The 19,514-nt window shown below is 60.2% G+C and carries 28 protein-coding genes; 17 read left to right on the forward strand and 11 right to left on the reverse strand.

Annotation, left to right across the window (positions count from 1 at the left end; genetic code table 11):
- Positions 1–154: 154 nt before the first annotated feature.
- Entirely contained in the window at positions 155–394 is a 240-nt protein-coding gene (locus tag VF672_RS22665; RefSeq protein WP_331107108.1) for a glutaredoxin family protein, read from the forward strand.
- A 66-nt stretch (positions 395–460) separates the two neighbouring features.
- Here the strand turns inward: VF672_RS22665 and VF672_RS22670 are convergent, their stop codons facing one another.
- On the reverse strand, positions 461–727 hold the full coding sequence (locus VF672_RS22670; protein ID WP_331107110.1) for a hypothetical protein: 267 nt from the start codon (positions 725–727) through the stop codon (positions 461–463).
- Between VF672_RS22670 and VF672_RS22675 the strand changes: the two genes are divergently transcribed.
- Positions 726–995 (forward strand): hypothetical protein, encoded by a 270-nt coding sequence (locus VF672_RS22675; protein ID WP_331107112.1) that lies wholly within the window; start codon positions 726–728, stop codon positions 993–995. The genes VF672_RS22670 and VF672_RS22675 overlap by 2 nt on opposite strands.
- 39 nt (positions 996–1,034) lie before the next feature.
- On the opposite strand, the gene VF672_RS22680 is transcribed toward VF672_RS22675, so the two are convergent.
- A complete protein-coding gene (locus VF672_RS22680) occupies positions 1,035–1,199 on the reverse strand; it encodes a hypothetical protein (protein WP_331107114.1) in 165 nt (54 codons plus the stop codon).
- On the opposite strand from VF672_RS22680, the gene VF672_RS22685 reads away from it, so the two are divergent.
- On the forward strand, positions 1,198–2,088 hold the full coding sequence (locus tag VF672_RS22685; protein ID WP_331107116.1) for a pseudouridine synthase: 891 nt from the start codon (positions 1,198–1,200) through the stop codon (positions 2,086–2,088). The two genes, VF672_RS22680 and VF672_RS22685, sit on opposite strands and share 2 nt — an antisense overlap.
- Before the next feature lie 116 nt (positions 2,089–2,204).
- Here VF672_RS22685 and VF672_RS22690 read toward each other — a convergent pair whose 3' ends face one another.
- A complete protein-coding gene (locus VF672_RS22690; protein ID WP_331107118.1) occupies positions 2,205–2,429 on the reverse strand; it encodes a YgdI/YgdR family lipoprotein in 225 nt (74 codons plus the stop codon).
- An 82-nt stretch (positions 2,430–2,511) separates the two neighbouring features.
- Entirely contained in the window at positions 2,512–3,105 is a 594-nt protein-coding gene (gene mobA, locus VF672_RS22695) for a molybdenum cofactor guanylyltransferase MobA (RefSeq protein WP_331107223.1), read from the reverse strand.
- A 77-nt stretch (positions 3,106–3,182) separates the two neighbouring features.
- Here mobA and moaB point away from each other — a divergent pair, with 77 nt between their 5' ends.
- Both moaB and glp read left to right on the forward strand, forming a co-directional pair.
- On the forward strand, positions 3,183–3,722 hold the full coding sequence (gene moaB, locus VF672_RS22700) for a molybdenum cofactor biosynthesis protein B (RefSeq protein WP_331107120.1): 540 nt from the start codon (positions 3,183–3,185) through the stop codon (positions 3,720–3,722).
- A 6-nt stretch (positions 3,723–3,728) separates the two neighbouring features.
- Entirely contained in the window at positions 3,729–4,943 is a 1,215-nt protein-coding gene (glp, locus tag VF672_RS22705; RefSeq protein WP_331107122.1) for a gephyrin-like molybdotransferase Glp, read from the forward strand.
- A 137-nt stretch (positions 4,944–5,080) separates the two neighbouring features.
- Here glp and VF672_RS22710 read toward each other — a convergent pair whose 3' ends face one another.
- Positions 5,081–6,913: a monovalent cation:proton antiporter-2 (CPA2) family protein gene (locus VF672_RS22710; protein WP_331107124.1), complete on the reverse strand. Its 1,833-nt coding sequence runs from the start codon at positions 6,911–6,913 to the stop codon at positions 5,081–5,083.
- A gap of 255 nt (positions 6,914–7,168) precedes the next feature.
- Between VF672_RS22710 and VF672_RS22715 the strand changes: the two genes are divergently transcribed.
- From VF672_RS22715 to VF672_RS22735, 5 genes are all read left to right on the forward strand, one after another.
- A complete protein-coding gene (locus VF672_RS22715; protein ID WP_331107126.1) occupies positions 7,169–7,357 on the forward strand; it encodes a hypothetical protein in 189 nt (62 codons plus the stop codon).
- Positions 7,358–7,514: 157 nt separating this feature from the next.
- On the forward strand, positions 7,515–7,781 hold the full coding sequence (locus VF672_RS22720; protein ID WP_331107128.1) for a PepSY domain-containing protein: 267 nt from the start codon (positions 7,515–7,517) through the stop codon (positions 7,779–7,781).
- A 159-nt stretch (positions 7,782–7,940) separates the two neighbouring features.
- Positions 7,941–8,372 (forward strand): GNAT family N-acetyltransferase, encoded by a 432-nt coding sequence (locus tag VF672_RS22725; RefSeq protein ID WP_331107130.1) that lies wholly within the window; start codon positions 7,941–7,943, stop codon positions 8,370–8,372.
- Between the two features lie 108 nt (positions 8,373–8,480).
- Entirely contained in the window at positions 8,481–9,542 is a 1,062-nt protein-coding gene (locus VF672_RS22730) for an Ldh family oxidoreductase (protein WP_331107132.1), read from the forward strand.
- A gap of 137 nt (positions 9,543–9,679) precedes the next feature.
- Positions 9,680–9,928, forward strand: coding sequence for a hypothetical protein (locus VF672_RS22735; RefSeq protein WP_331107134.1), 249 nt, complete (start codon positions 9,680–9,682; stop codon positions 9,926–9,928).
- 39 nt (positions 9,929–9,967) lie between these two features.
- Here the strand turns inward: VF672_RS22735 and VF672_RS22740 are convergent, their stop codons facing one another.
- Positions 9,968–10,123 carry a hypothetical protein gene (locus tag VF672_RS22740; protein WP_331107136.1) on the reverse strand — a complete coding sequence of 52 codons (156 nt, stop codon included), beginning with the start codon at positions 10,121–10,123 and terminating at the stop codon, positions 9,968–9,970.
- Between the two features lie 190 nt (positions 10,124–10,313).
- Between VF672_RS22740 and VF672_RS22745 the strand changes: the two genes are divergently transcribed.
- The 3 genes from VF672_RS22745 (at position 10,314) to map (ending at position 11,773) form a co-directional block, all read left to right on the forward strand.
- The gene (locus VF672_RS22745; RefSeq protein WP_331107138.1) at positions 10,314–10,664 is read left to right on the forward strand and encodes a helix-turn-helix transcriptional regulator; all 351 of its coding nucleotides are present in this window, start codon (positions 10,314–10,316) and stop codon (positions 10,662–10,664) included.
- 72 nt (positions 10,665–10,736) lie between these two features.
- Positions 10,737–10,991, forward strand: coding sequence for a ParD-like family protein (locus VF672_RS22750; RefSeq protein ID WP_331107140.1), 255 nt, complete (start codon positions 10,737–10,739; stop codon positions 10,989–10,991).
- Positions 10,988–11,773, forward strand: coding sequence for a type I methionyl aminopeptidase (map, locus tag VF672_RS22755; protein WP_331107142.1), 786 nt, complete (start codon positions 10,988–10,990; stop codon positions 11,771–11,773). The genes VF672_RS22750 and map overlap by 4 nt, the downstream gene beginning before the upstream one ends.
- A gap of 223 nt (positions 11,774–11,996) precedes the next feature.
- Here the strand turns inward: map and VF672_RS22760 are convergent, their stop codons facing one another.
- Together VF672_RS22760 and VF672_RS22765 are read right to left on the reverse strand one after the other, a co-directional pair.
- Positions 11,997–12,266, reverse strand: a complete 270-nt coding sequence (locus tag VF672_RS22760; RefSeq protein ID WP_331107144.1) for a hypothetical protein — start codon at positions 12,264–12,266, stop codon at positions 11,997–11,999.
- A gap of 83 nt (positions 12,267–12,349) precedes the next feature.
- Positions 12,350–12,574, reverse strand: coding sequence for a DUF6555 family protein (locus VF672_RS22765; RefSeq protein ID WP_331107146.1), 225 nt, complete (start codon positions 12,572–12,574; stop codon positions 12,350–12,352).
- A 365-nt stretch (positions 12,575–12,939) separates the two neighbouring features.
- Between VF672_RS22765 and VF672_RS22770 the strand changes: the two genes are divergently transcribed.
- Positions 12,940–13,269 carry a hypothetical protein gene (locus VF672_RS22770; protein ID WP_331107225.1) on the forward strand — a complete coding sequence of 110 codons (330 nt, stop codon included), beginning with the start codon at positions 12,940–12,942 and terminating at the stop codon, positions 13,267–13,269.
- An 89-nt stretch (positions 13,270–13,358) separates the two neighbouring features.
- Here the strand turns inward: VF672_RS22770 and VF672_RS22775 are convergent, their stop codons facing one another.
- Both VF672_RS22775 and VF672_RS22780 read right to left on the reverse strand, forming a co-directional pair.
- Positions 13,359–14,432 (reverse strand): endonuclease/exonuclease/phosphatase family protein, encoded by a 1,074-nt coding sequence (locus VF672_RS22775; RefSeq protein ID WP_331107148.1) that lies wholly within the window; start codon positions 14,430–14,432, stop codon positions 13,359–13,361.
- 140 nt (positions 14,433–14,572) lie between these two features.
- Positions 14,573–14,773 carry a DUF1654 domain-containing protein gene (locus tag VF672_RS22780; RefSeq protein WP_331107227.1) on the reverse strand — a complete coding sequence of 67 codons (201 nt, stop codon included), beginning with the start codon at positions 14,771–14,773 and terminating at the stop codon, positions 14,573–14,575.
- A gap of 268 nt (positions 14,774–15,041) precedes the next feature.
- On the opposite strand from VF672_RS22780, the gene VF672_RS22785 reads away from it, so the two are divergent.
- Both VF672_RS22785 and VF672_RS22790 read left to right on the forward strand, forming a co-directional pair.
- Positions 15,042–15,266 (forward strand): YgdI/YgdR family lipoprotein, encoded by a 225-nt coding sequence (locus VF672_RS22785; RefSeq protein WP_331107150.1) that lies wholly within the window; start codon positions 15,042–15,044, stop codon positions 15,264–15,266.
- Positions 15,267–15,404: 138 nt separating this feature from the next.
- A complete protein-coding gene (locus tag VF672_RS22790) occupies positions 15,405–18,023 on the forward strand; it encodes a PAS domain-containing protein (RefSeq protein WP_331107152.1) in 2,619 nt (872 codons plus the stop codon).
- An 88-nt stretch (positions 18,024–18,111) separates the two neighbouring features.
- On the opposite strand, the gene VF672_RS22795 is transcribed toward VF672_RS22790, so the two are convergent.
- Complete coding sequence (locus VF672_RS22795; protein WP_331107154.1) at positions 18,112–18,783, reverse strand: lipopolysaccharide kinase InaA family protein; 672 nt, start codon at positions 18,781–18,783, stop codon at positions 18,112–18,114.
- Positions 18,784–19,154: 371 nt separating this feature from the next.
- On the opposite strand from VF672_RS22795, the gene VF672_RS22800 reads away from it, so the two are divergent.
- Positions 19,155–19,418 carry a DUF1652 domain-containing protein gene (locus tag VF672_RS22800; protein WP_331107156.1) on the forward strand — a complete coding sequence of 88 codons (264 nt, stop codon included), beginning with the start codon at positions 19,155–19,157 and terminating at the stop codon, positions 19,416–19,418.
- The last annotated feature ends 96 nt before the right edge of the window (positions 19,419–19,514 follow it).

Below are 19,514 nucleotides of genomic sequence, written 5' to 3' on the forward strand. Positions count from 1 at the left end.
GCTAAAGCCGGTCCCACAATTGCTGCGCCACCAATCCCACTGGATGCATGCAGGGGTAAGGCGGAGCGTCACGCAGAAGTTCGACGAAATTTCCGGGCAGACCTAAACTTGTCGATCCAATCTTTGGGAATCGCAGGCAGAGAGGGGCCAGGCCATGCCACCGGAGTGTCAGCTGTTCGGAACGTTGGGATGTCATTTGTGTGAAGCGGCCGAAGCCGAGTTGATGCCGCTGGTGGAGTACGGCCTGCTGGTGGAGCTGGTCGACATCGCCGAAAGCGACGCGCAACTGGAAACTTATGCCCTCAGGATCCCCGTGTTAAGGCGGGCAGACACCGGTGCCGAACTGGACTGGCCGTTCAACACCGATCGGATCGTGCTGTTTCTGCGCGATTGACGCGCGCGGGGGGACTGACAGGCCAAGTGCCTTGTGCCACTCCCCCACGTGTCAGCGGGTCACTGTTTAAAGGTATTGCGTGTCGACCACCATGGCCTGGGCGACAGCGGCTTTCTGCTCGTCGGTCATGCCATCCCAGACGTGCACTTTGGCGTAGTAGCCAAGGCCTGCGACGACGTACAGGCTAAGGGTGAGCACGATGAACACCGACATGAATGTCCAGCGGCCAACGTCGCGGTCCTCATTGGTAAAGGACTGAGAGTAGTTTTCATCATTCTGCGATGAAGTACCGGTGGAGAGACGTTTGATCCATTGGAAGAATTGAACCAGCATGGGCGTAACCTCAAAAAGTGTGGAAAAGAAATCTGTCGTGGGCAGTGGCGCTACGCTGACGCTGCAGGCGCCCATGCCGAACATGGATTCGGCAGGTGCGAGCGATGCGCGTTACAAGCGCGTTACAAACGCTGAAAACGAAAAAAGCCCGTCGATGACGGGCTTTCTTTTTATGAGTTCAGGTCTGGCAGGCGTTTTCGATTTCGGTTACGAGGATGTTCGTGTCCGCTCGGATTCGCGCCTGCTTGCCGATTTCGAAACATTTTAGGACAAATCATTTCGCGCTTCCAGCGCTGTCATGTGGTTGTCAGACAACTGGCGGCAGTTTTCCGTGCGGCATAACGTCGCGCACTTCTGCAGCGTCCGGGCCAGAGCCTTCCGGCAAAACCTCACTTTTCCTTTCGCCTAAACATTCGCGTGCGTTGATAATGCCCGGCCTGTTGCCATCGTCCTTTAAGACTGAGCCGTTCATGCCCGCACCTGCTTTTAACGCCTCCCATCGCCAAGCCAGCACCTTGTATCTGCCACCCGGTCCGTGGCGGACAGTGCTTGATTGCCTGTGCGAACGATTCAGTGCGATCAGTCGCGAACAGTGGCTGGAGCGGATCGCGCGGGGCAAGGTGCTTGATGCTGACGGCCAGCCTATCGCCGTGGACCATGCGTACCGCGAAGGCCTGTGCATTCACTATTTTCGTGAAGTGCCCAACGAGACGCCGATCCCTGTGCAGGAGTCCATCATTTACGCGGACGAGCATCTGGTGGTTGCGGATAAGCCGCATTTTCTGCCCGTCACGCCGGCGGGCGAGTACGTCGAGCAGACCCTGCTGCGGCGACTGATCCGTACCTTCGACAACCCCGATCTGGTGCCTTTGCATCGCATCGACCGGCACACGGCAGGGCTGGTGCTGTTCTCGGCAAACAAACAGACGCGGTCGGCGTATCAGGCGCTGTTTCCTACCCGGCAGATCGAAAAGCGCTACGAGGCCATAGCGCCGGCGCTTCCTGACCTGGCGTTTCCTCGCGTGCACAAAAGCCGCCTGGTCGATGGCGAACCGTTCTTTCGCATGCAGGAGGGTGAGGGGTCGAGCAACACCGAAACTCGCATTGAGATCAGCGCACGCAACGGCAAGTTGTGGCGTTACGCGCTGTATCCGGTGACCGGCAAAAAACATCAATTGCGCGTACACATGGCCGCCCTTGGCGCGGGCATCTGCAACGACCCGTTCTACCCCCACGTTATCAAGGATGCCGTGGACGACTACGCGAACCCGCTCAAACTTCTCGCCCAAGGCCTGCGCTTCACTGATCCCGTCACCGGGCTGGAGCGGGTATTCGAGAGCCGGATAACACTGGACTGGTAGCGCCCGGGTGTAAGCGACGCGGTGCAGCGCTTTGTTCAGGGCAAAAAAAGACCCGCTCGATTGGCGGGTCTTTTGCTTTCAGCGAGGTCTTGTCAGACCCTGCGATCAAGCCGGGATCACAGTTCTTTAACGGTACGAACCTGATCTTTGTTGATGCGGGTTTCTTTACCGTCCAGTTGCTTGAACTCGTAGAAGCCCGAATCTTCGTCGTATTTCGGCTCGTCGGTTGCCTGGATTTCACGGCCGTCATTGAGCGTGATCACAGTGGGCGAAGAGCAACCGGCAAGACCGGCGAGGCTCAGTGCGAGCAGAAAGGCGGCAGGAAGAGTCCGTTGTTTCATTGCTGTGTCTCCGGGTATTTGTCTAGTGATCAGTCTGACGCGAAGTGTAACGGCAAAGTTCCATGAAACCTGCCCGAGGCGCTCAGGGGTTGATCTGGCTCAATAAATCCGGCGTGTTGAGATTGGCCAGACGCGGGTCGTCCGCCTCGCACTGCAGCGCGATGGCGCCTAATTGTGTCATGGTCCGGCGCGGGCTGCGCTGCCCCTGCTGCCAATGTTCCTCGAACACGTGCGCGTGCCGGGTGGGAATGCAACATAAAAGCGGCTCCCATTGCTCGCCCTGACGGACCATGGCCGGGGCGCCGGGGTTTGCGATAGCCACCTGCCGCAGGCCATCGAGCAGTGCGCGGTCCAGCAGCGGCATGTCACAGGGGATCACCAGCAGGTACTCGTTTTTCGCCACGCCAAGGCCGGCACGAATGCCCGCGTAAGGGCCCGGAAAATCACGCTGTTCATCCTCGACCAACTGGTCGGCGTAGCGCACGTATTGCTCGCGATTGCGATTGCACGAAACGATGAGGTCGTCGGTGAGCGGTCGCACCAGCGCATGCAAATGTTCAATAAAGGGCTTGTCGCGCCAAAGGATCAGGCCTTTGTCGCGCCCGCCCATGCGGCGACCCTGGCCACCGGCGAGCAGCAGAATCGAGCAGGGCGCAAGGGCGTTGGAGAGGGGCATGGTCATTCTGGCACCGCGGTAAAAAACAGGTGCTGTGATATAACACCGGCCTGTTTTCTCTACAACCGGACCTCACTATGAAAGCCAAGGCTGATGCGCCTTTCGTACCCCTGAACATCGCCGTTCTGACCGTCAGCGACACGCGCACCTTCGAGACCGATACCTCGGGCCAGATGTTCGTCGACCGCCTGACCACCGCCGGTCATGGCCTGATCGAGCGGGTGCTGCTCAAGGATGACCTGTACAAGATCCGCGCCCAGGTGGCGACCTGGATCGCCGACGAAGATGTGCAAGCCGTGCTCATCACCGGTGGCACCGGCTTCACTGGCCGCGACAGCACGCCCGAAGCCGTGGCGTGCCTGCTGGATAAACAGGTGGACGGTTTTGGTGAGCTGTTCCGCCAGATTTCCGTGCCCGATATCGGCAGCTCGACCATTCAGTCCCGCGCGCTCGCCGGGCTGGCCAACGGCACGCTGGTCTGCTGCCTGCCAGGCTCGACCAACGCCGTGCGCACCGGCTGGGACGGCATACTTGCGGACCAGTTGAACAACTGCTTCCGCCCATGCAATTTCGTGCCGCACCTGAAAAAGGCCGCACCGTGCGCGACGCGTGGGTGAGCCCTGATGAGCGCACCTGAAATGAGTGGCCTGATGCCGGTCGAACAGGCCCTGCAGCGACTGATGGAACTGGCCGCGGCCGCGCCGATCACCGAGCGCGAGACCGTGGCGCTGGCCGATGCCCAAGGGCGCGTGCTGGCTGAGGATCTGGTCTCGACGATGGACCTGCCGCCCTGGCCGAACAGCGCCATGGACGGTTACGCCTTGCGCGTCGCGGACTGGACCGGTCAGCCGCTGCCGGTGAGCCAGCGGATTTTCGCCGGGCACGCGCCCGAACCTTTGCAGCCGGGCACCTGCGCGCGGATATTCACCGGCGCGCCGGTTCCGGAAGGTGCCGACTGCGTTGAAATGCAGGAAAACGCCGAGGTCCAGACGGACGATACCGTGAGTTTCCTTCAACCGTTGAGCGCCGGTCAAAACATCCGCCCCAAAGGGCAGGAGACAACTGTCGGCGACAAGGTGCTGGACGCGGGCACGGTGATGAATCCGATCGAACTGGGCCTGGCCGCGACCATGGGTTTCGGCCATCTGCAGGTCGTGCGCCGCGCCCGGGTCGCCGTGCTGTCCACCGGCGATGAGTTGATCGAGCCGGGGCAGCCGCTGGGCCCGGGACAGATCTATAACAGCAACCGGGTGTTGCTGTGCAGCTGGCTGACGCGGCTGGGCTGCGAGGTGGTGGATGCCGGGATCCTTCCCGACAACCTTGAGCAAACCCGCGCCGCGCTGGGCAGCTTGAACGACGTCGACCTGATCCTTTCCACCGGCGGTGTGTCCGTGGGCGAAGCGGATTTTCTCGGCCATGCGTTGCGGGAGGAGGGTGAGATTGCCCTCTGGAAACTGGCGATCAAGCCCGGCAAGCCCCTGACATTCGGCCACTTCCGCGGCGTGCCAGTGATCGGTCTGCCAGGCAACCCGGCCTCGACGCTGGTGACCTTTGCGTTGCTTGCCCGACCTTACCTGCTCAGACGCCTGGGCGTGCAGGCGGTCAAGCCGCTGCAGTTTCAGGTACCTGCGGCGTTCAACTGGACCAAGCCAGGGAGTCGCCGCGAGTACCTGCGCGGGCGCCTCGAGCAGGGCCGACTGGTTGCCTACCGAAATCAAAGTTCGGGTGTGCTGCGCAGCGCCGCCTGGGCCGACGGTCTGATCGAGATACGGGAAGGCACAACGGTGGCGGAGGGCGACCTGCTCAACTTCATTCCGCTGAGCGAGGTCATGGGCTGAACAGGCTCACCATGGTGCGTTGTAGGAGTGAGCTTGCTCGCGAATGGGCCGCTACAGTCGACGAATCTTCATGGACCGCTAGCCATGTTCTCGATCACGCTCACTCACACCCCGTTGTCCACGCTCGGCCGCTTAGCCTATTTCCTGGCCTTGGCCGCAGGCCGCGAGTCGTTCGCTTCCTCGTCCATCCGGTCGGACTCGAACAGCTCCGACAGCTCAGTCCGTGCCTCCAGCGCGCTTTGCATGACCTTGGCGGCATCGTCGTAGATCAAGTGCTGACGATTCAGCACTTGTTCGTCATGACGCTTGAACCGCTCGATCCGCGCAGCGGCCTGGGTTTCGCTCAGTCCCAGACCAATCAATGTGCGGCGGGTCATCTCCAGGCTTGAGTAGAACGTCTCCCGAACGGCTTCGGCATCCAGATCCAGCAAACGATGGACGTGCTGGCGGTTACGGGCCCGCGCGATGATCTTCATGTGCGGGTACAGCCGGCGCACCAGTTCGGCCGTCTTGATGTTGGTGTCCGGATCGTCCGTGGCAATGACGAAGTACTCGGCTTGATCCACCTTGGCCGCGCGCAGGATTTCCGGGCGCAGGGGGTCGCCGTAAAACACGGGCACATTGCCGAAGCTGCGGGTGAATTCGATGGTTTCCACCGACGTGTCCAGTGCGATGAACGGGATGTTCTGCGCGCGCAGGATACGGGCAACGATCTGCCCCATCCGGCCCATGCCGGCGATGACCACGCGCGGGTTATCGGAATCGATTTCCTTGTATTCGGCCGGCACTTCCTTGACCACGGGCTTAGGCTTGAGCCAGCGCGCCATGACCAGCAGCAGCAACGGCGTCAGCGCCATCGACAACGTGATCGTCAGCACCAGCGTGTCGTACAGCGCGGCATCGAACAGGCCCTGATCACGACCGATCTTGAACACGACGAAGGCAAACTCACCGCCCGCCGCCAGCACGAGCCCCAAACGCAGGGCGCTTTGTTTGCCCAGTCCGCCCGCCAGACGGCCGACGAAAAACAGCAGCGGCAACTTCAAGCCGATCAGCAGCAGCGTCAGGCCCAGCACCGTTAACGGCGAGTTGATCAGCAGGCCGATGTTGGCGCCCATCCCGACGCTGATGAAGAACAACCCCAGCAGCAACCCTTTGAATGGCTCGATCTGCGATTCCAGCTCGTGGCGGTACTCGGAATCCGCCAGCAGCAGGCCGGCGAGAAAGGCACCCAGCGCCATCGAAACCCCGACCAGGTCCATCAGCCACGCCGTACCGATCACCACCAGCAAGGCGGTGGCGGTGGAAACTTCCTGAAGTTTGGTTTTGGCGACGATGCGGAACACCGGCCTCAACAGGTAACGACCGCCGACCACTACGATAGCGATGCCGCCGAGCACCTGCAGGCCGTGACGCAGGGAGTCACCGGAGCTCGCGTCGTGGGAGCCGCCCGCCAGCATCGGCACCAGGGCGATCAGCGGAATGGCCGCGATGTCCTGAAACAGCAGAACCGCGAAGGCAAGACGACCGTGCGGCGCATTGAGCTCCTTGCGTTCGGCCAGGCTTTGCAGGCCAAAGGCGGTCGACGACAACGCCAGCCCCAGACCCAGCACCACGGCACTGTTGAGCGGCTGGTTAAAGCCCAGCAAGGCGACCGCGCCGATGGCTACGCCGGTGAACAACACCTGCGCGAGACCAACGCCAAACACCGACTTTCGCATGGTCCAGAGACGCTTGGGCGACAACTCCAGGCCAATGATGAACAAGAGCAGCACCACGCCAAGCTCAGAAATGTGCGCAACGCTTTGCGGATCGCCGATCAGGCCCAGGCACGACGGGCCGATGATCACACCCGCAATCAAGTAGCCAATCACGGCGCCCAGTTGCAGGCGTTTGGCCAGCGGAACCGTGAGAACGGCGGCGAGCAGGAACACGACTGCGGCCTGCAACAGGCTGCCTTCATGGGGCATGGGGGGACTCCTTGTGAAAGAGGGCTGAGGGGAATTCTGCGCGAATGGCAGACATGTCCTGCGCCCTGAAAGCGCTACAGCGACTGAAAAAAGTGCGCGTATTAAACCACGTGACACTGCCGTGCATCAGCGGCCGAGACGCTTCGTCGCAGGCGCCGTTGCGGGCAGTGTCGTGTCAGGGCCGGCGCGAGCAGGTAACATGACTGCACATTGGCGCCGCGCACCACCTTTCGACCGATTTTCAGGAATCCCGTAATGACCCACAAACAGCGTTTGGTTTATTCGATCATCATCGCCTTGAGCGTGCTGGCGATCATGCTTGGCCTTTCCCATCTGCAGAACATCGGCGTGCTCAGCGAAAAGACTTTTCAGTACATCGCGATCTTTGTTGCAGTGGCTGTCGTCGTGCTCAACGGCGTATTGCGGCGCAAGGTAAAACGCTGAGCAAACCTTAGCCTGACCCTGACCTGCGGGGCAGCGGTCATAGGGCATTCATTCGGCAGCATCAACCCGTTACAAAACCCCGGATGAACTATTTTTCCGGCAGCGGACTCCAAAAAATCGCATTCAAAAAGCCCGCAAAGGGAAATGGAGTTCACTCATGATCAAGCAACTTACCGCTGCCGTTCTGGCTACCGCTGCCCTTTCCACCGCTCAGTTCGCTCTGGCGGACAAACCGGGCGCTGGCTGGATCACCATCGAGAAAGCGATCGAAAAAGCCAAGTCGGCGGGTTACACCGAGATCTACAAGATCGAAGCCGACGACAATGGCTACTGGGAAGGCGAGGGCCGCAAGGCTGACAGCCTGACGTATGAATTCCGCATCGACGGTACTTCCGGCAACGTGCTGCGCGATCAGAAAGACTGATCCACGCTGTTCTTGCGAGCAGGTGGAAGCCTTGAGGCTTTCACCTGCCTTCCCCTCTGACCCCTGCTGGTTCCTGCCAGCCGCCAAGCCTGAAGCTTTACTCTCCCGAGCACATCCGACACTCTCCGCTTTCCCGATTCCGTCAGCAGGAAGCGACGCATGAGTCTGCATATCGATTTCAAATCCGACCCCTCCGAAGAAGAACGCCTGCAGATCCTTGCGCCATTGAGGGCGTACAACGAAGCGCAAGCGGGGGATGGCAAGTCCGAAAAATTTGCGCTGTTCGTCCGCCATGACCAGACCGACGCAGTGGTCGGCGGTTTGCATGGCCGCATTCTTTACGGCTGGTTATTCATCGAACTGCTCGTGGTGCCGGAACAGGCCCGAGGGCAGCGCATGGGCAGCCAGTTGATGGACATGGCCGAAGACCTCGCCCGCGAACGCGGCTGCGTCGGTGTGTGGCTCGACACCTTTGATTTTCAGGCGCCTGAGTTCTATCGCAAACAGGGGTATGAGCAGTTCGGGCAGCTGGATGACTATCCGCCAGGGCACCAGCGGCTGTTCTTCAAGAAGCGCTTGGACGCGGAGTAGCCACCGTGGCGCGGCACGTCGTTTACCCGCTGGTTGTCCCGCAGTACTCTCCAGACGCCTGCCATTTCTGTTCCGCTTCCACGTTCAATAATCACAACGGAGCTTCAGATGCCTTCAACGCACGACAGCCGGACCACCCGCACGATTACCGTCGCTGACCTGACCGAATTGCTCCGGCAGATCTTCCTGCGTCACGGCACCTCGCCTGAGGTGGCGCGGGTTCTGGCCGCCAACTGCGCCGCCGCCGAACGCGACGGTTCTCATAGCCACGGCATCTTCCGCATCAAGGGTTATCTGTCGTCACTGGCAGCCGGTTGGGTCAACGGCCAGGCCGAACCCAACGTCGAGGACGTGGGCGCAGCATTTGTGCGTGTCGATGCCATGGGCGGTTTTGCCCAGCCAGCGATGCAGGCGGCCAAGGCCCTTGTGATCGAAAAGGCACGCACCGCCGGGATCGCCATTCTGGCCATCCGCAACTCCCACCACTTCGCCGCGCTGTGGCCCGACGTCGAGCCGTTCGCCCAGGAAGGCTTGGTGGCGTTGAGCGTGGTCAACAGCATGACGTGCGTCGTGCCTCACGATGCGCAAAAGCCTCTGTTCGGCACCAACCCCATTGCCTTTGCCGCGCCGCGCGCGGATGGCCAGCCCATTGTCTTTGACATGGCCACCAGCGCCATCGCCCACGGCGACGTGCAGATTGCTGCCAGGGAAGGGCGCATGCTCCCGGCCGGGATGGGGGTTGATCGCAACGGCGAGCCCACCGAAGACCCGAAAGCCATCCTCGACGGCGGTGCGTTGCTGCCGTTCGGGGGCTACAAGGGATCGGCGCTGTCGATGATGGTGGAGTTGCTGTCCGCCGCGCTCACCGGGGGCAATTTCTCGTTCGAATTCGACATGTCGAAATCCCCCGGCGCGCAAACGCCCTGGACCGGCCAGCTGATTATTGTCATCGATCCGGACAAGGGCAGCGGCCAGGCATTCGCCGAGCGCAGCGAAGAGCTGGTCCGCCAGATGCACGGCGTCGGCCAGCAGCGCATGCCAGGCGATCGGCGCTATCGTCAGCGTGAGCGGTCGTTGAAGGAAGGCATCGTTTTATCGGCCGAAGACCTTGATCGGCTGGAGGCGCTAGCCCGGGTTCAAGGGCCCGGCGTCATACCTGATGTGAGCTGACGAGGGGCTTATGAGAATGGCTGGATGGCGCTAATCCAGGCGCCGCTCCCGGTGACCATTCGTCGCGACAGGACTTGCGCTCGAGGGGTGTTGAAAATACTGTATGTTTAAACAGTATCGAGAAGAAGAGAGCGTCCATGCAAACCAATCAAGCCAACACCCGTCCGGAATTCGCCGCCCGGACAAACGAATCGTCGTTCGGCAGCGTCTGGGGCAACGAGATGCAGCGTGAGGATTTTCTCGCGTTGGCGTCGGGGCTGCGACAGTTCAGCGCCAGTCAGGCTGACTTGGCGTTTGCGTCCTCCGCCACCGGCTACGTAACGGGGTATGCAGGCGCGAATGCGAATGGCTTTGCGGCTGAATCCGGTCAGCTCGCGGCGGAGTAATCCGCAATTGCAGGTTCCCGGCAAGCGGCCGGGACGGATTCAGGGTTTGAAGCGCACGTAGACCGGGACGGGCGTTTGACCGGCCACTGTGTCGTCTGCGTCAGGCTGGCGCGCTTTGCCGGTGCGAATCATCGCCAGCGCGATCAATGTTCCGACTGCTGAAAGTGCCAACCAACCCATCAAGAATGAAGTCATGTCTGGTTCTCCGAACTACAGAAATCGGGCTGCTGTTCAAAAAGAACAGCCGTACATCAGAACCTATCGGCCAGGAAACGGATTGCTTGAGTCGTCAATTGGCAGATTGACCAATTAAGCCCAAGGGCGCAACTCCCTCGGACCGATGGGGTCTTGCTCTTTGAACACAGTCAATTCAGGACCCTCGTTTATGAAAGATCTCGGCTCACGTCTGAAAGAAGAACGCAAACGGCTCGGGCTGTCGCAACAGGACTTCGGCTCTATCGGTGGTGTTGAGGCCAACGCGCAAGGCAAATACGAAAGCGGGGAACGCATTCCGCGCTCTGACTACCTGGCGGCGCTTGGCAAGAAGGGCATCGACGTCATGTACGTACTGTCGGGCGAGCGGACGCCCATCGCAACCGACTCGCTGAACGACGCGGAGAGGGCGGTCATTACCCACTACCGCGCGCTGAGCGAAGACGACCGCGAGGCGATTTCCCAGTTGGCCACCTCACTCTCCGAGTGCGCGACAGAGTTCTCCCACTCACGTTCTGCCTGAAGCGCCAGCCCGCAGGAGTTGCGGGAGAATATATGGAACGTATATGCTCCGTATATTCTTCGTGAGGTTCTTATGGGACTCGTCAAAATTTCCGAGCAGATGCACGCCAACCTTCGTTGCGCCAGCGCGGCGTTGAGCCGCTCGATCAACGCTCAGGCCGAGCACTGGATGCGGGTGGGCATGCTCGCCGAGCTCCACCAGGGCCTGGATTACAGCGAGATCTGCCAACTGCTGATCCGCGCCGAGACATCAGGCGGCGCCGTATTGAGCCTGCAGCCCAGCGACCTTATGCCTGAGCTTCCTCAGGCGACGGCGGTGTCCCGATGAGCATCAGTATCAAGACCGAAGCCGACCTGGTCGGACTGCGCGTGGCGGGGCGTCTGGCCGCGGACGTGCTGGCGATGATCGCGGAGCACGTCAAGCCGGGCATCAGCACCGAAGCACTGGACGACATCTGCAACGCCTACATCGTCAATGAGCTGAAAGTGATTCCTGCCAACGTTGGCTATCACGGGTTCACCAAAACCACCTGCATCTCGCCGAACACCGTGGTCTGCCACGGCATTCCTTCAGCGGACGATGTGCTCAGAGAGGGCGATATCGTCAACATCGACGTCGCGGTCATCAAGGATGGCTGGTACGGCGATACCAGCCGCATGTACTACGTAGGGGAAGTCAGCCCGCTTGCCCGGCGATTGGTCGAGACCACCTACGAGGCCACGTTGGCGGGGATCCACGCGGTAAAGCCTGGCGCGACGCTGGGCGATATCGGCCACGCCATCCAGAGCGTGGCTTACCGCGAAGGCTTCAGCGTTGTGCGCGAGTACTGCGGGCATGGCATCGGTCGCAAGTACCACGAGGAACCCCAGGTGCTGCACTACGGCGCGGCGGGCAAGGGGCTGAAACTCAAGACCGGAATGGTCTTCACCATCGAGCCGATGATCAACGCCGGCAAGCCGGGCACTTATGTGCTGGACGATGGATGGACCGTGCTCACCCGCGACCAGTCGTTATCGGCCCAGTGGGAGCATATGGTCGCGGTGACTGAAAACGGTTTCGAGCTGCTGACCCCATGGCCGGAAGGGACCGGCGATTATCCGCAGGTCTGAGCCCAGACGGGGTGCGAGACGGGTGAGCAAGACCGTCTGACTTATGAAGTCACATTTACGGGCGTGACGAAAATGAGGCTTGGCTTGTAGGCTTCTTCTCGTTCCCCTGTGGTGCCACTTCCTGGCGGGCTCACAATTGATCAGTGCGGGTAGCACCAGGGGCGAACACCACTTACTTAAAAAAACCGGCCTATGGCCGGTTTTTTGTTGCAAGCAAACATCCCTAGTGTTTGGGCAGCCCAGCCTCCAGCTGTCTGGCCGCGACGACGCCGGATGAACTGAGTTTGACGGGATACTTCAGCGTTCGATCCGCTTCACTGGGGTGGTGCACGCAACCGTCATGAATCAACCCGGCCTGTTGCAAATGCTCAAGGGTGTCGGCGACTGCGTTTTCCCCCCTGTAGTTGTCGAGAACTTCTTTGCCCAATCCTGCCGGGTGGGCATGGAGCAATCGGGTCAAGACTTCCTGCTTCAACGCGTTGTCGATGGTCATGTTTACCTCGCTTTGCTGGTGTGATGAGCGCTGCTTGTAAAATCCGACCACGACATTCCGGGTTTGTTTACGGTTTCGCTTGATCAGGTGCGCTTCCATCGTACCTGCGTGACCCCAAGCCGTTCGGCACAAAGCATGGCGACTCTCACCGGGCCCGCACAGAAATGCCCCTCGACGGCGCCAACCCCTGCATGCAAAGTCGCGAAGTGCAGCGCGTCGGTTTCACACAAATGATTGCCTTGATGATTGAAGTGCCGCGGCTCACCTTGAAAGCGGTAATGAATTTCAAAATCCTTATAGTCATTCATTGTCTTGGCCTGTTGGGGCGTGTGCAGACGCCTGTTGGATGAGTACTTCCTCTGTGTTCCTGACAGCGGGGGCTGCGACTGCTTCGCTGAGAATTACACACCTGCGGGAGCTTTTAGAACCGCGGCCCGATGGGCGGCCATGTGCCATATCGCTATGGATATTTTTCAGGCATCCAAAAGCGTGTAAGGGCTCGGGGGTCCATTTTCAAAGGTTTTTACGAGCGCAATCGTTCGGCGCTAAGTGACGATCGAGGGGCTCACGAGGGACTCAGAAATATTGTGTCAGGCGAGGCCATTTGATGGCCCGCTTCAGTCACGTTTTCTGGAAAAATCCTTCTTTATCAATTGATTCCGGGATGATGGTTATGCGCAGTGTGGGATTGGCCATGGTGGCGGGTTTTCTGGCAGCGGTGTCCATGTGCGCCCACGCCAAGGACATCAGTAAAAATGATCTGCAGGTCTGTAAGTGGGGAGCGGGGATTGCCGGGGCGGCGCAGCAGTCGAAACTTTCAGGCACCACCATCTACAGCGCGCGTAAAAAACTGCGGGGGCATAAATTCGCCAAACCGTGGATGAGCAAAATGGCGCTGGGTATTACTGAGCAGACCTATAAAAGCCCGTCCAGGCTCAAACCCGCCGCGATTAAGCAGACCTACTATGAGGGCTGCATCCAGCACGACCTGGCGCGTAAATGATCCAGATAGGTCACTGACTGCATCGAGACGCCGTGCCTGCCAGTATGTGGCAGGCGACTGAAGCGAGTGGTGGGGAACGGCTGCTGCGATCAGTGGCAGTTGCCGGCCAGATGGTAGTGCTGGGCTTCAGCGGCCGCGGCGCTATCAAATTCCACCCGGTTTTTCTCGGCAATGGCGTTATACGAAGGGCAGTCCGGCCGGTGATAAACCATGGTCTTCTTATTGCCGCGAATCGCCAGCGTCAGGTTGGCCGCATTGCCATTGATTGCTGACGACTTCATGGGGTTGTTGGTCCCCGGCCGAGCCTGTGAGGTCACAGCGGAAGCGCTCGCTGAGCCGCTGCCACCGCTCAGATTGGCGCTGACGAAAATCGGTGCGTGGTCGGACACGCTGTCGCGGCCCTTGGCGTGGGTCAGGCCGAGGAACTTCGGGTAATCGAAGACTTCAACTTTGTTCACCCGGATCGCCGATTGCTTGCTGATAAAGACGTTGTCGTAGAGGTTGGCGAATTTTCCGTCCTTGGTCGACAGCGTGCTGGCACCCTCGAGCACCAGCGGCCGGGCGCTGGTGTCCAGCTTGCTCCACGCGGGCGAGTTGGGCGGGGTGTTGAAGTCGCCCATCAACATGATTTGATTGTTGCCCGAGTAAGTTTCCTGCAGCCATGTCCAGTAATTGGACAGTGCGACGATTTCGGAAGCGCGGTCCGCCTGATTCTTGCCGTACAGAATGTGCACGGTGGCCACGACAAACGTCTTGCCATCCTTGAGCGACCGGAACTGCGCCGAGTAGGGCTCCCGCTCAAAGGTGTCGGTGCGGTCCAGGTAGGTCACGGCGCCGTCTTCATAAGCAACGGCGTCATCGCGCCAGACGAACCCGTACATTTCCTTGTAGGAAGATCGGCCAACGGCATGGGATGCCATCGAACTCCAGTGCTTGCCGGTCTGGCGGGTCAGCTCTTTGGCCAGCGCCTCCAGCGCGTCTTCGCTCATCAATTCCTGAACCGCCAGAAAGTCGACCTTCTGCGCCACCTTGGCAATGCCCTGGAAGTCCTTGTTGGGGCGCACGCTCAAGTGCTCCAGGTTCCAGGTGCCAATGTTGACGTCAGCGCGAGCGGTTTGCAGGAAGGTAAAAGCCAATAGCAGAGCGACACAAAATCTGAGCATGTTATCCAACTGGGTTATTCATCGAGGGCGTTTGATTCGAGTGACAGCGGTGGGGCGTCGACGGCACCAGGCCTTGCCAACGGGGACCGCTGTCTTGAGCAGGATGCTTTTGAAAGGGCATTGATCGGGGCGAGGCCGGGTCAATCTTCCTTAGGCACTGTCCAGAAGATCTGCACACCGCCGTCGTCTCGCCAGGCCAGGGTCACGTTGTCGTTCTCGTCGATCTCTTCGAGCAACTGTTTCCAGTCGTCCTCAAGTTCGTCCGCAAGACGGAAAATCAACGCCGAGCGGGCTTTTTGCGCGCTCTGCGAATTGATGATTTTCTGCACCCGCACGGCCATGCGCTCGTAATGCCCTGGCGATGCTGCGGTTGCTGCGTTGGTGTCAGACACGACGTGACCCTCCTGTTCGCTGTATGCGCATACAGTATTTGAGTGTCGGACGTTTCGCAACCGTGCATAGGAGAAAAACCGAGGATGAGCCAAGCCGCTGATTTTTCGGCTGATTGTGCAGGCGGCGAACCAAAGCCGATCGCGTTGATCTGATCTGCTAGATGACGATTCAGCGCTTGGGCGCACGACGCCTGAGCCATGCAAACCAGGAGGCTTTATGAAGATTCAATCATTGCTGATGCCGGTCGCGTTCGCCTGCTGTGCCGCATTGGCGGGATGCTCCACGGCCACCGTCGTGACTTTGCAAAACGGTACGCAGTACGTCACCAAGGACGCGCCGAAGACGAAAAGCAAAGACGGCTTTTACGAATTCGAAGACATTTCCGGCAAGACCGTCCGGGTGCGTGCTGACGAGGTAGCCACCGTTAAAGAAGAGGATTGAGCCATGGCTGGGCCAGGCGGGCATGACCGCCTGGCCCAGGCCTATGAAGCCCCATCCCCATTTGAATGGAACGTCTTCTCATTTCTGTCGCTCTAAGCGATGCAATCTGATCGCGAAACTTCCCGTCAGGCCCTAATTATGGATACCCCACCCAACACCGGGTTTAGCGCAGCGCCCCTGCGTTTTCTTGCTAACAGCGGTGCGGTCGGTGATCTGCTTCAGTCGCCTTTGATGGACGGCTCGCCCCTCGGGGCGCTCTCCGACTGGCCGGAAAGTCTGAAAACTCTGATGGGCACGATCCTCCCCGTTCAGGCGCAGATCGTGCTTTTCTGGGGCCCCGAATTCGTGGCGCTGTACAACGACGCCTATGCGCCGAGCATTGGCGAGAAGCATCCCAAGGCCCTCGGACGGCCTGCGGTCGAGAACTGGCGTGAGCTGTGGGACGATCTGGAACCGCTGCTGCGTGGCGTACGGGAAACCGGCCAGACGTTCGCGGCAAAAGACCGTGCGTTCTATATCGAACGGCATGGTTACGGCGAAACCGTCTATTTCGACGTCTCTTATTCAGCGGTGCACCAGAACGACGGGTCCGTTGGCGGCGTGCTCTGCGTCGTCACTGAAACCACCGAGCGCGTCCAGTTTGAACGGCGCCAAGCGCTGCTGCTGGAACTGGGGCAGGCTTTTCCCTCCATGAGCGAGCCTGACCAGATCGAAGCGGATGTTATCTGTCGTATCGGTCGAGAATTGGGCGCCGCTTGCGTCTATCTCGCAGAAGCTGATGAAGAGAAGGGCGATTTCGTCATCCGCCGCGAATACCGCCAGGGCCAGGTCACGTCCAGGTCCGGGGTGATTTCCATCACCGAGGACGGCCTTTGCGCGCTGCGCCGAGGCGTTACCCTACAAGCGGGTGCAGATGCTCATCGCGTCTTGGCTGATCCGCCTTCCATTGCATTACCCTCAGACGGCACGCAGCTACCGGCCGTGCATGTTCCGCTGATGCGCCATGAAACACTGGTTGCCGTGTTCACGGTCGAGTTCCAGGAGAAGCGGGTCTGTGGCCGACATGACATCCATCTGATTGAGGAAGCGGCCAAACTGGGTTGGCAATGGATCAACCACACGCGGGCTGAATCGGCACTGCACGCCAGCTCGGCCCAACTGGCCGGTATGTTCGAGCAGGCAGGTACCGGCATTGCGTTGTGTGATCGCCAAGGCGTGTTTCAACAGGTCAATGATCGCTACTGCGAGATCGTGGGGTTGCCCCGTCAAGCCATCGACGGCCGCTCGATCTTCGAACTGCAGCACGAGCTGGCGGCGAACGCGCAGCCGATCTTCCACGAGGACTTCCTGACCGCCAAGGTGCCTTTCGAGCTGACCCAGCACCACGTGCGCGCGAATGGCTCTGTCGTCTGGGCGCAAACTCACGTGACGCCACTGCTCGATGCCCAGCGCCAGGTCACGGGGCTGCTGTTTGTCTGCGTCGACATCACCGCGCGGGTGGGCGCTGAGCATCAGTTGATCGAGCTCAATGAAAGCCTGGAGCAGCGCGTTGCGACCATGGTGGCGGAGCGAGAAGCGGCGATTGCACTGCTTCACGAGTCGCGCAAAATCGAAATGGTCGGTCAGCTGGGCGGCGGCATTGCCCATGACTTCAACAACCTGCTGACACCGATCATGACATCGCTGGAGTTGTTGCGGCGCCAGCCCGTGAGCAATGACCGCTCGCACCGGCTGATCGACGCCGCGCTCCAGGCGGCAGACCGTGCACGAATTCTGGTGGGCCGTTTGCTGACCTTTGCCCGTCGGCAGACGCTCAAGCCACAGGTGGTTGCGCTGGATGATCTTGTCCACGACATGCGTGACCTCGTCCAGCGTTCGCTGGGGCCTACCATCGAAGTCATCGTCGAGATTCCCGAAGGACTGCCTAACATCCTGATCGACCCCCATCAGCTTGAGCTGGGCGTCCTCAATCTGGCCGTCAATGCCCGTGACGCGATTGCAGAGCGTGGCTTCCTGAAAATCAGCGCGTGCGCCGAGGTGGTGTCTGACAGCCCCGGTATGGGCCCCGCGCCCGCACCGGGCTGCTACGTCAGGCTGACGGTGTCGGACAACGGCAGCGGCATGAGCGAAGAGGTGCTGCAACGCTGCGTTGAACCGTTTTACTCAACCAAAGGCGTCGGCAAAGGCACCGGTCTTGGGTTGTCGATGGTGCAAGGGCTGGCCCTTCAGTCCGGCGGCGGTTTTGACATCCGCTCGACGCCGGGCCTCGGTACCCGGGTGGACATCTGGCTGCCGGCCTCCAGCGCTGATGTGTATGCACCGGCGCTAGGGGAGGGCGCGCCAGCACCGGGCGCGGATCACCCGTATCACGTGCTGGTGGTGGATGACGAGGAACTGGTCCGCTACACCGTTGCCCTGCAATTGCGGGACCTCGGCTATCGGGTCACTGAAGCGGCGTCGCCGTCGGCTGCCGAGCAGATGGTGGGCGCAGGCTTGCGGCCAGACGTGCTGATTACCGACCAGTTGATGGCAGAGAAAAGCGGCACGCAGCTGGCCTTGAGTCTGCGGGAAATTCTGCCGGCGCTGCCGGTGCTTATCGTGACGGGGTACACCCGCGAATCCTCGACCCGGATTGCGGGTTTCGAGGTTCTGGCCAAGCCGTTCAGTCGCGCCGATATCGCCTCCAAAGTGGCGCAGGCGATCGGTGACCGGAAGGCGTCAGGATTGAGAGTGGAGGAGACGGGTCACGCGTCTTGACGAGCCGAGCGCTTCACGCCGGGCTGCTGCCGGGCGTGAAGCGCCGCTGCTGCGCTAAAGCTGCTGCTCCGCTAAAACGGCCCCTCGTTTAAACGGTCCGACCCATTGCCTGCTCGTAGCACGACAGAAAATACTGCCACTGCGCGTCGTCCCAGAATGAGTGCCTTCTGAGCTGCGGGATGTCATGGCGCGAGGCTCCCAGGGTGGTGATCCGGCCGTGGGATTTTTCCAGATCAAGCAGCGCCAGTTCAAAATCAAAGCGGGTTTCAGTCACCGTCGCCTTGATGAAAATGTGCTTGGAGCGCATGCAACCATGCTGCCACTTGCCCAGATGCATCTTCGCCAGTGTTTCAGCCAGGCGCTTGAAAAGCCGCTGGTGCTGCTCGATGCTCAGTGTGGCGGCGCCGCCTTGTGCGTACCACGTGTCGAGGTCGATGAAGCCACCTAGGTCGTGAGTGACCAAAACACCCTGCCAGACGCCAGCGACCTTGCGCGCGCCATAAAATACAGGACGTGGCGCGTTTACGCCCAGCTCCGCGAGTTTCGCCAGCGCGATGCCCTCACGCAGTGCCGTCGGGCGCCCGGTGGGGTAGCGCAAGCTGCGAAACAAATGGCCGGTCTGGCGTTTGACGTATACCGTCTTGCCTTCCTGCACCACGCGCTGCACGCCGCTGGTGCCGTTGCGGCGCACGTTCGGTGGCTCGACCCAGGGTCCCGAGGTGCCCCACCAGAACTCAAATTCATTGTTGCCCCGCCCCATCATGCGCTCCAGATACTGTAGAAATCATCGTGTGCAGCGACTGCCATGTTGCAGTGCGAGCCCCTCTGGCTGTCCCAGGTGGGAATAGTTCAGTGACGCTCAGAGGTATTGGCTAATTGCCATATTTCGACCTGCCCAGCTTACGGCTTCGCCGAGGGGCTGAAGGCTGCGAAGCGGTGTCATTTGCGCCATCCAGCAGGGTGTATGTGCAGCGCTTGCCCTGTTCGCTACGCAAAGCCACCTGGGTGAAGGCTGATGGGACGTCCACGCCTTGATCCCCGTCATGCCCGTTCGTCCCATTGATGAGAAACTCTTGGAATTGCCAGGCACGGGAGGTATCCACCGTGCATAACCAAATAAGGAAATTTGTCATGATCTCTACCCTTGAACTCTGCCATATCGTCGAATCAGGTTTTCTCCCTGCCAAATGCAAGTGCACCATCGATGCCAACGATCAAATCATGGTGCAGATATTTGATCGTGAAAGGGGCCACGCAGACCTTCTCGCTGCAGGCATTCCGGTCAGCTCCCTCAACTCCAGTCGCGCCATTGCCAATCTGATCGCAAAACTTAAGGATGACTTAAGACTGCACGCTGCCGGCCGACGCGCTACTTTCCAGCAGGAACGCGCGTAACTGACGGTACGATCCACCTTTCCCTTCCTCCCTCCGATCCAGAGCGCGGTCTCTCCGCGCTACAGCGGTGATCGGAGGTGCAGGGCGACACCCTTT

It is taken from the genome of Pseudomonas sp. (assembly GCF_036387035.1).
In the GTDB taxonomy this organism is placed as follows: domain Bacteria; phylum Pseudomonadota; class Gammaproteobacteria; order Pseudomonadales; family Pseudomonadaceae; genus Aquipseudomonas.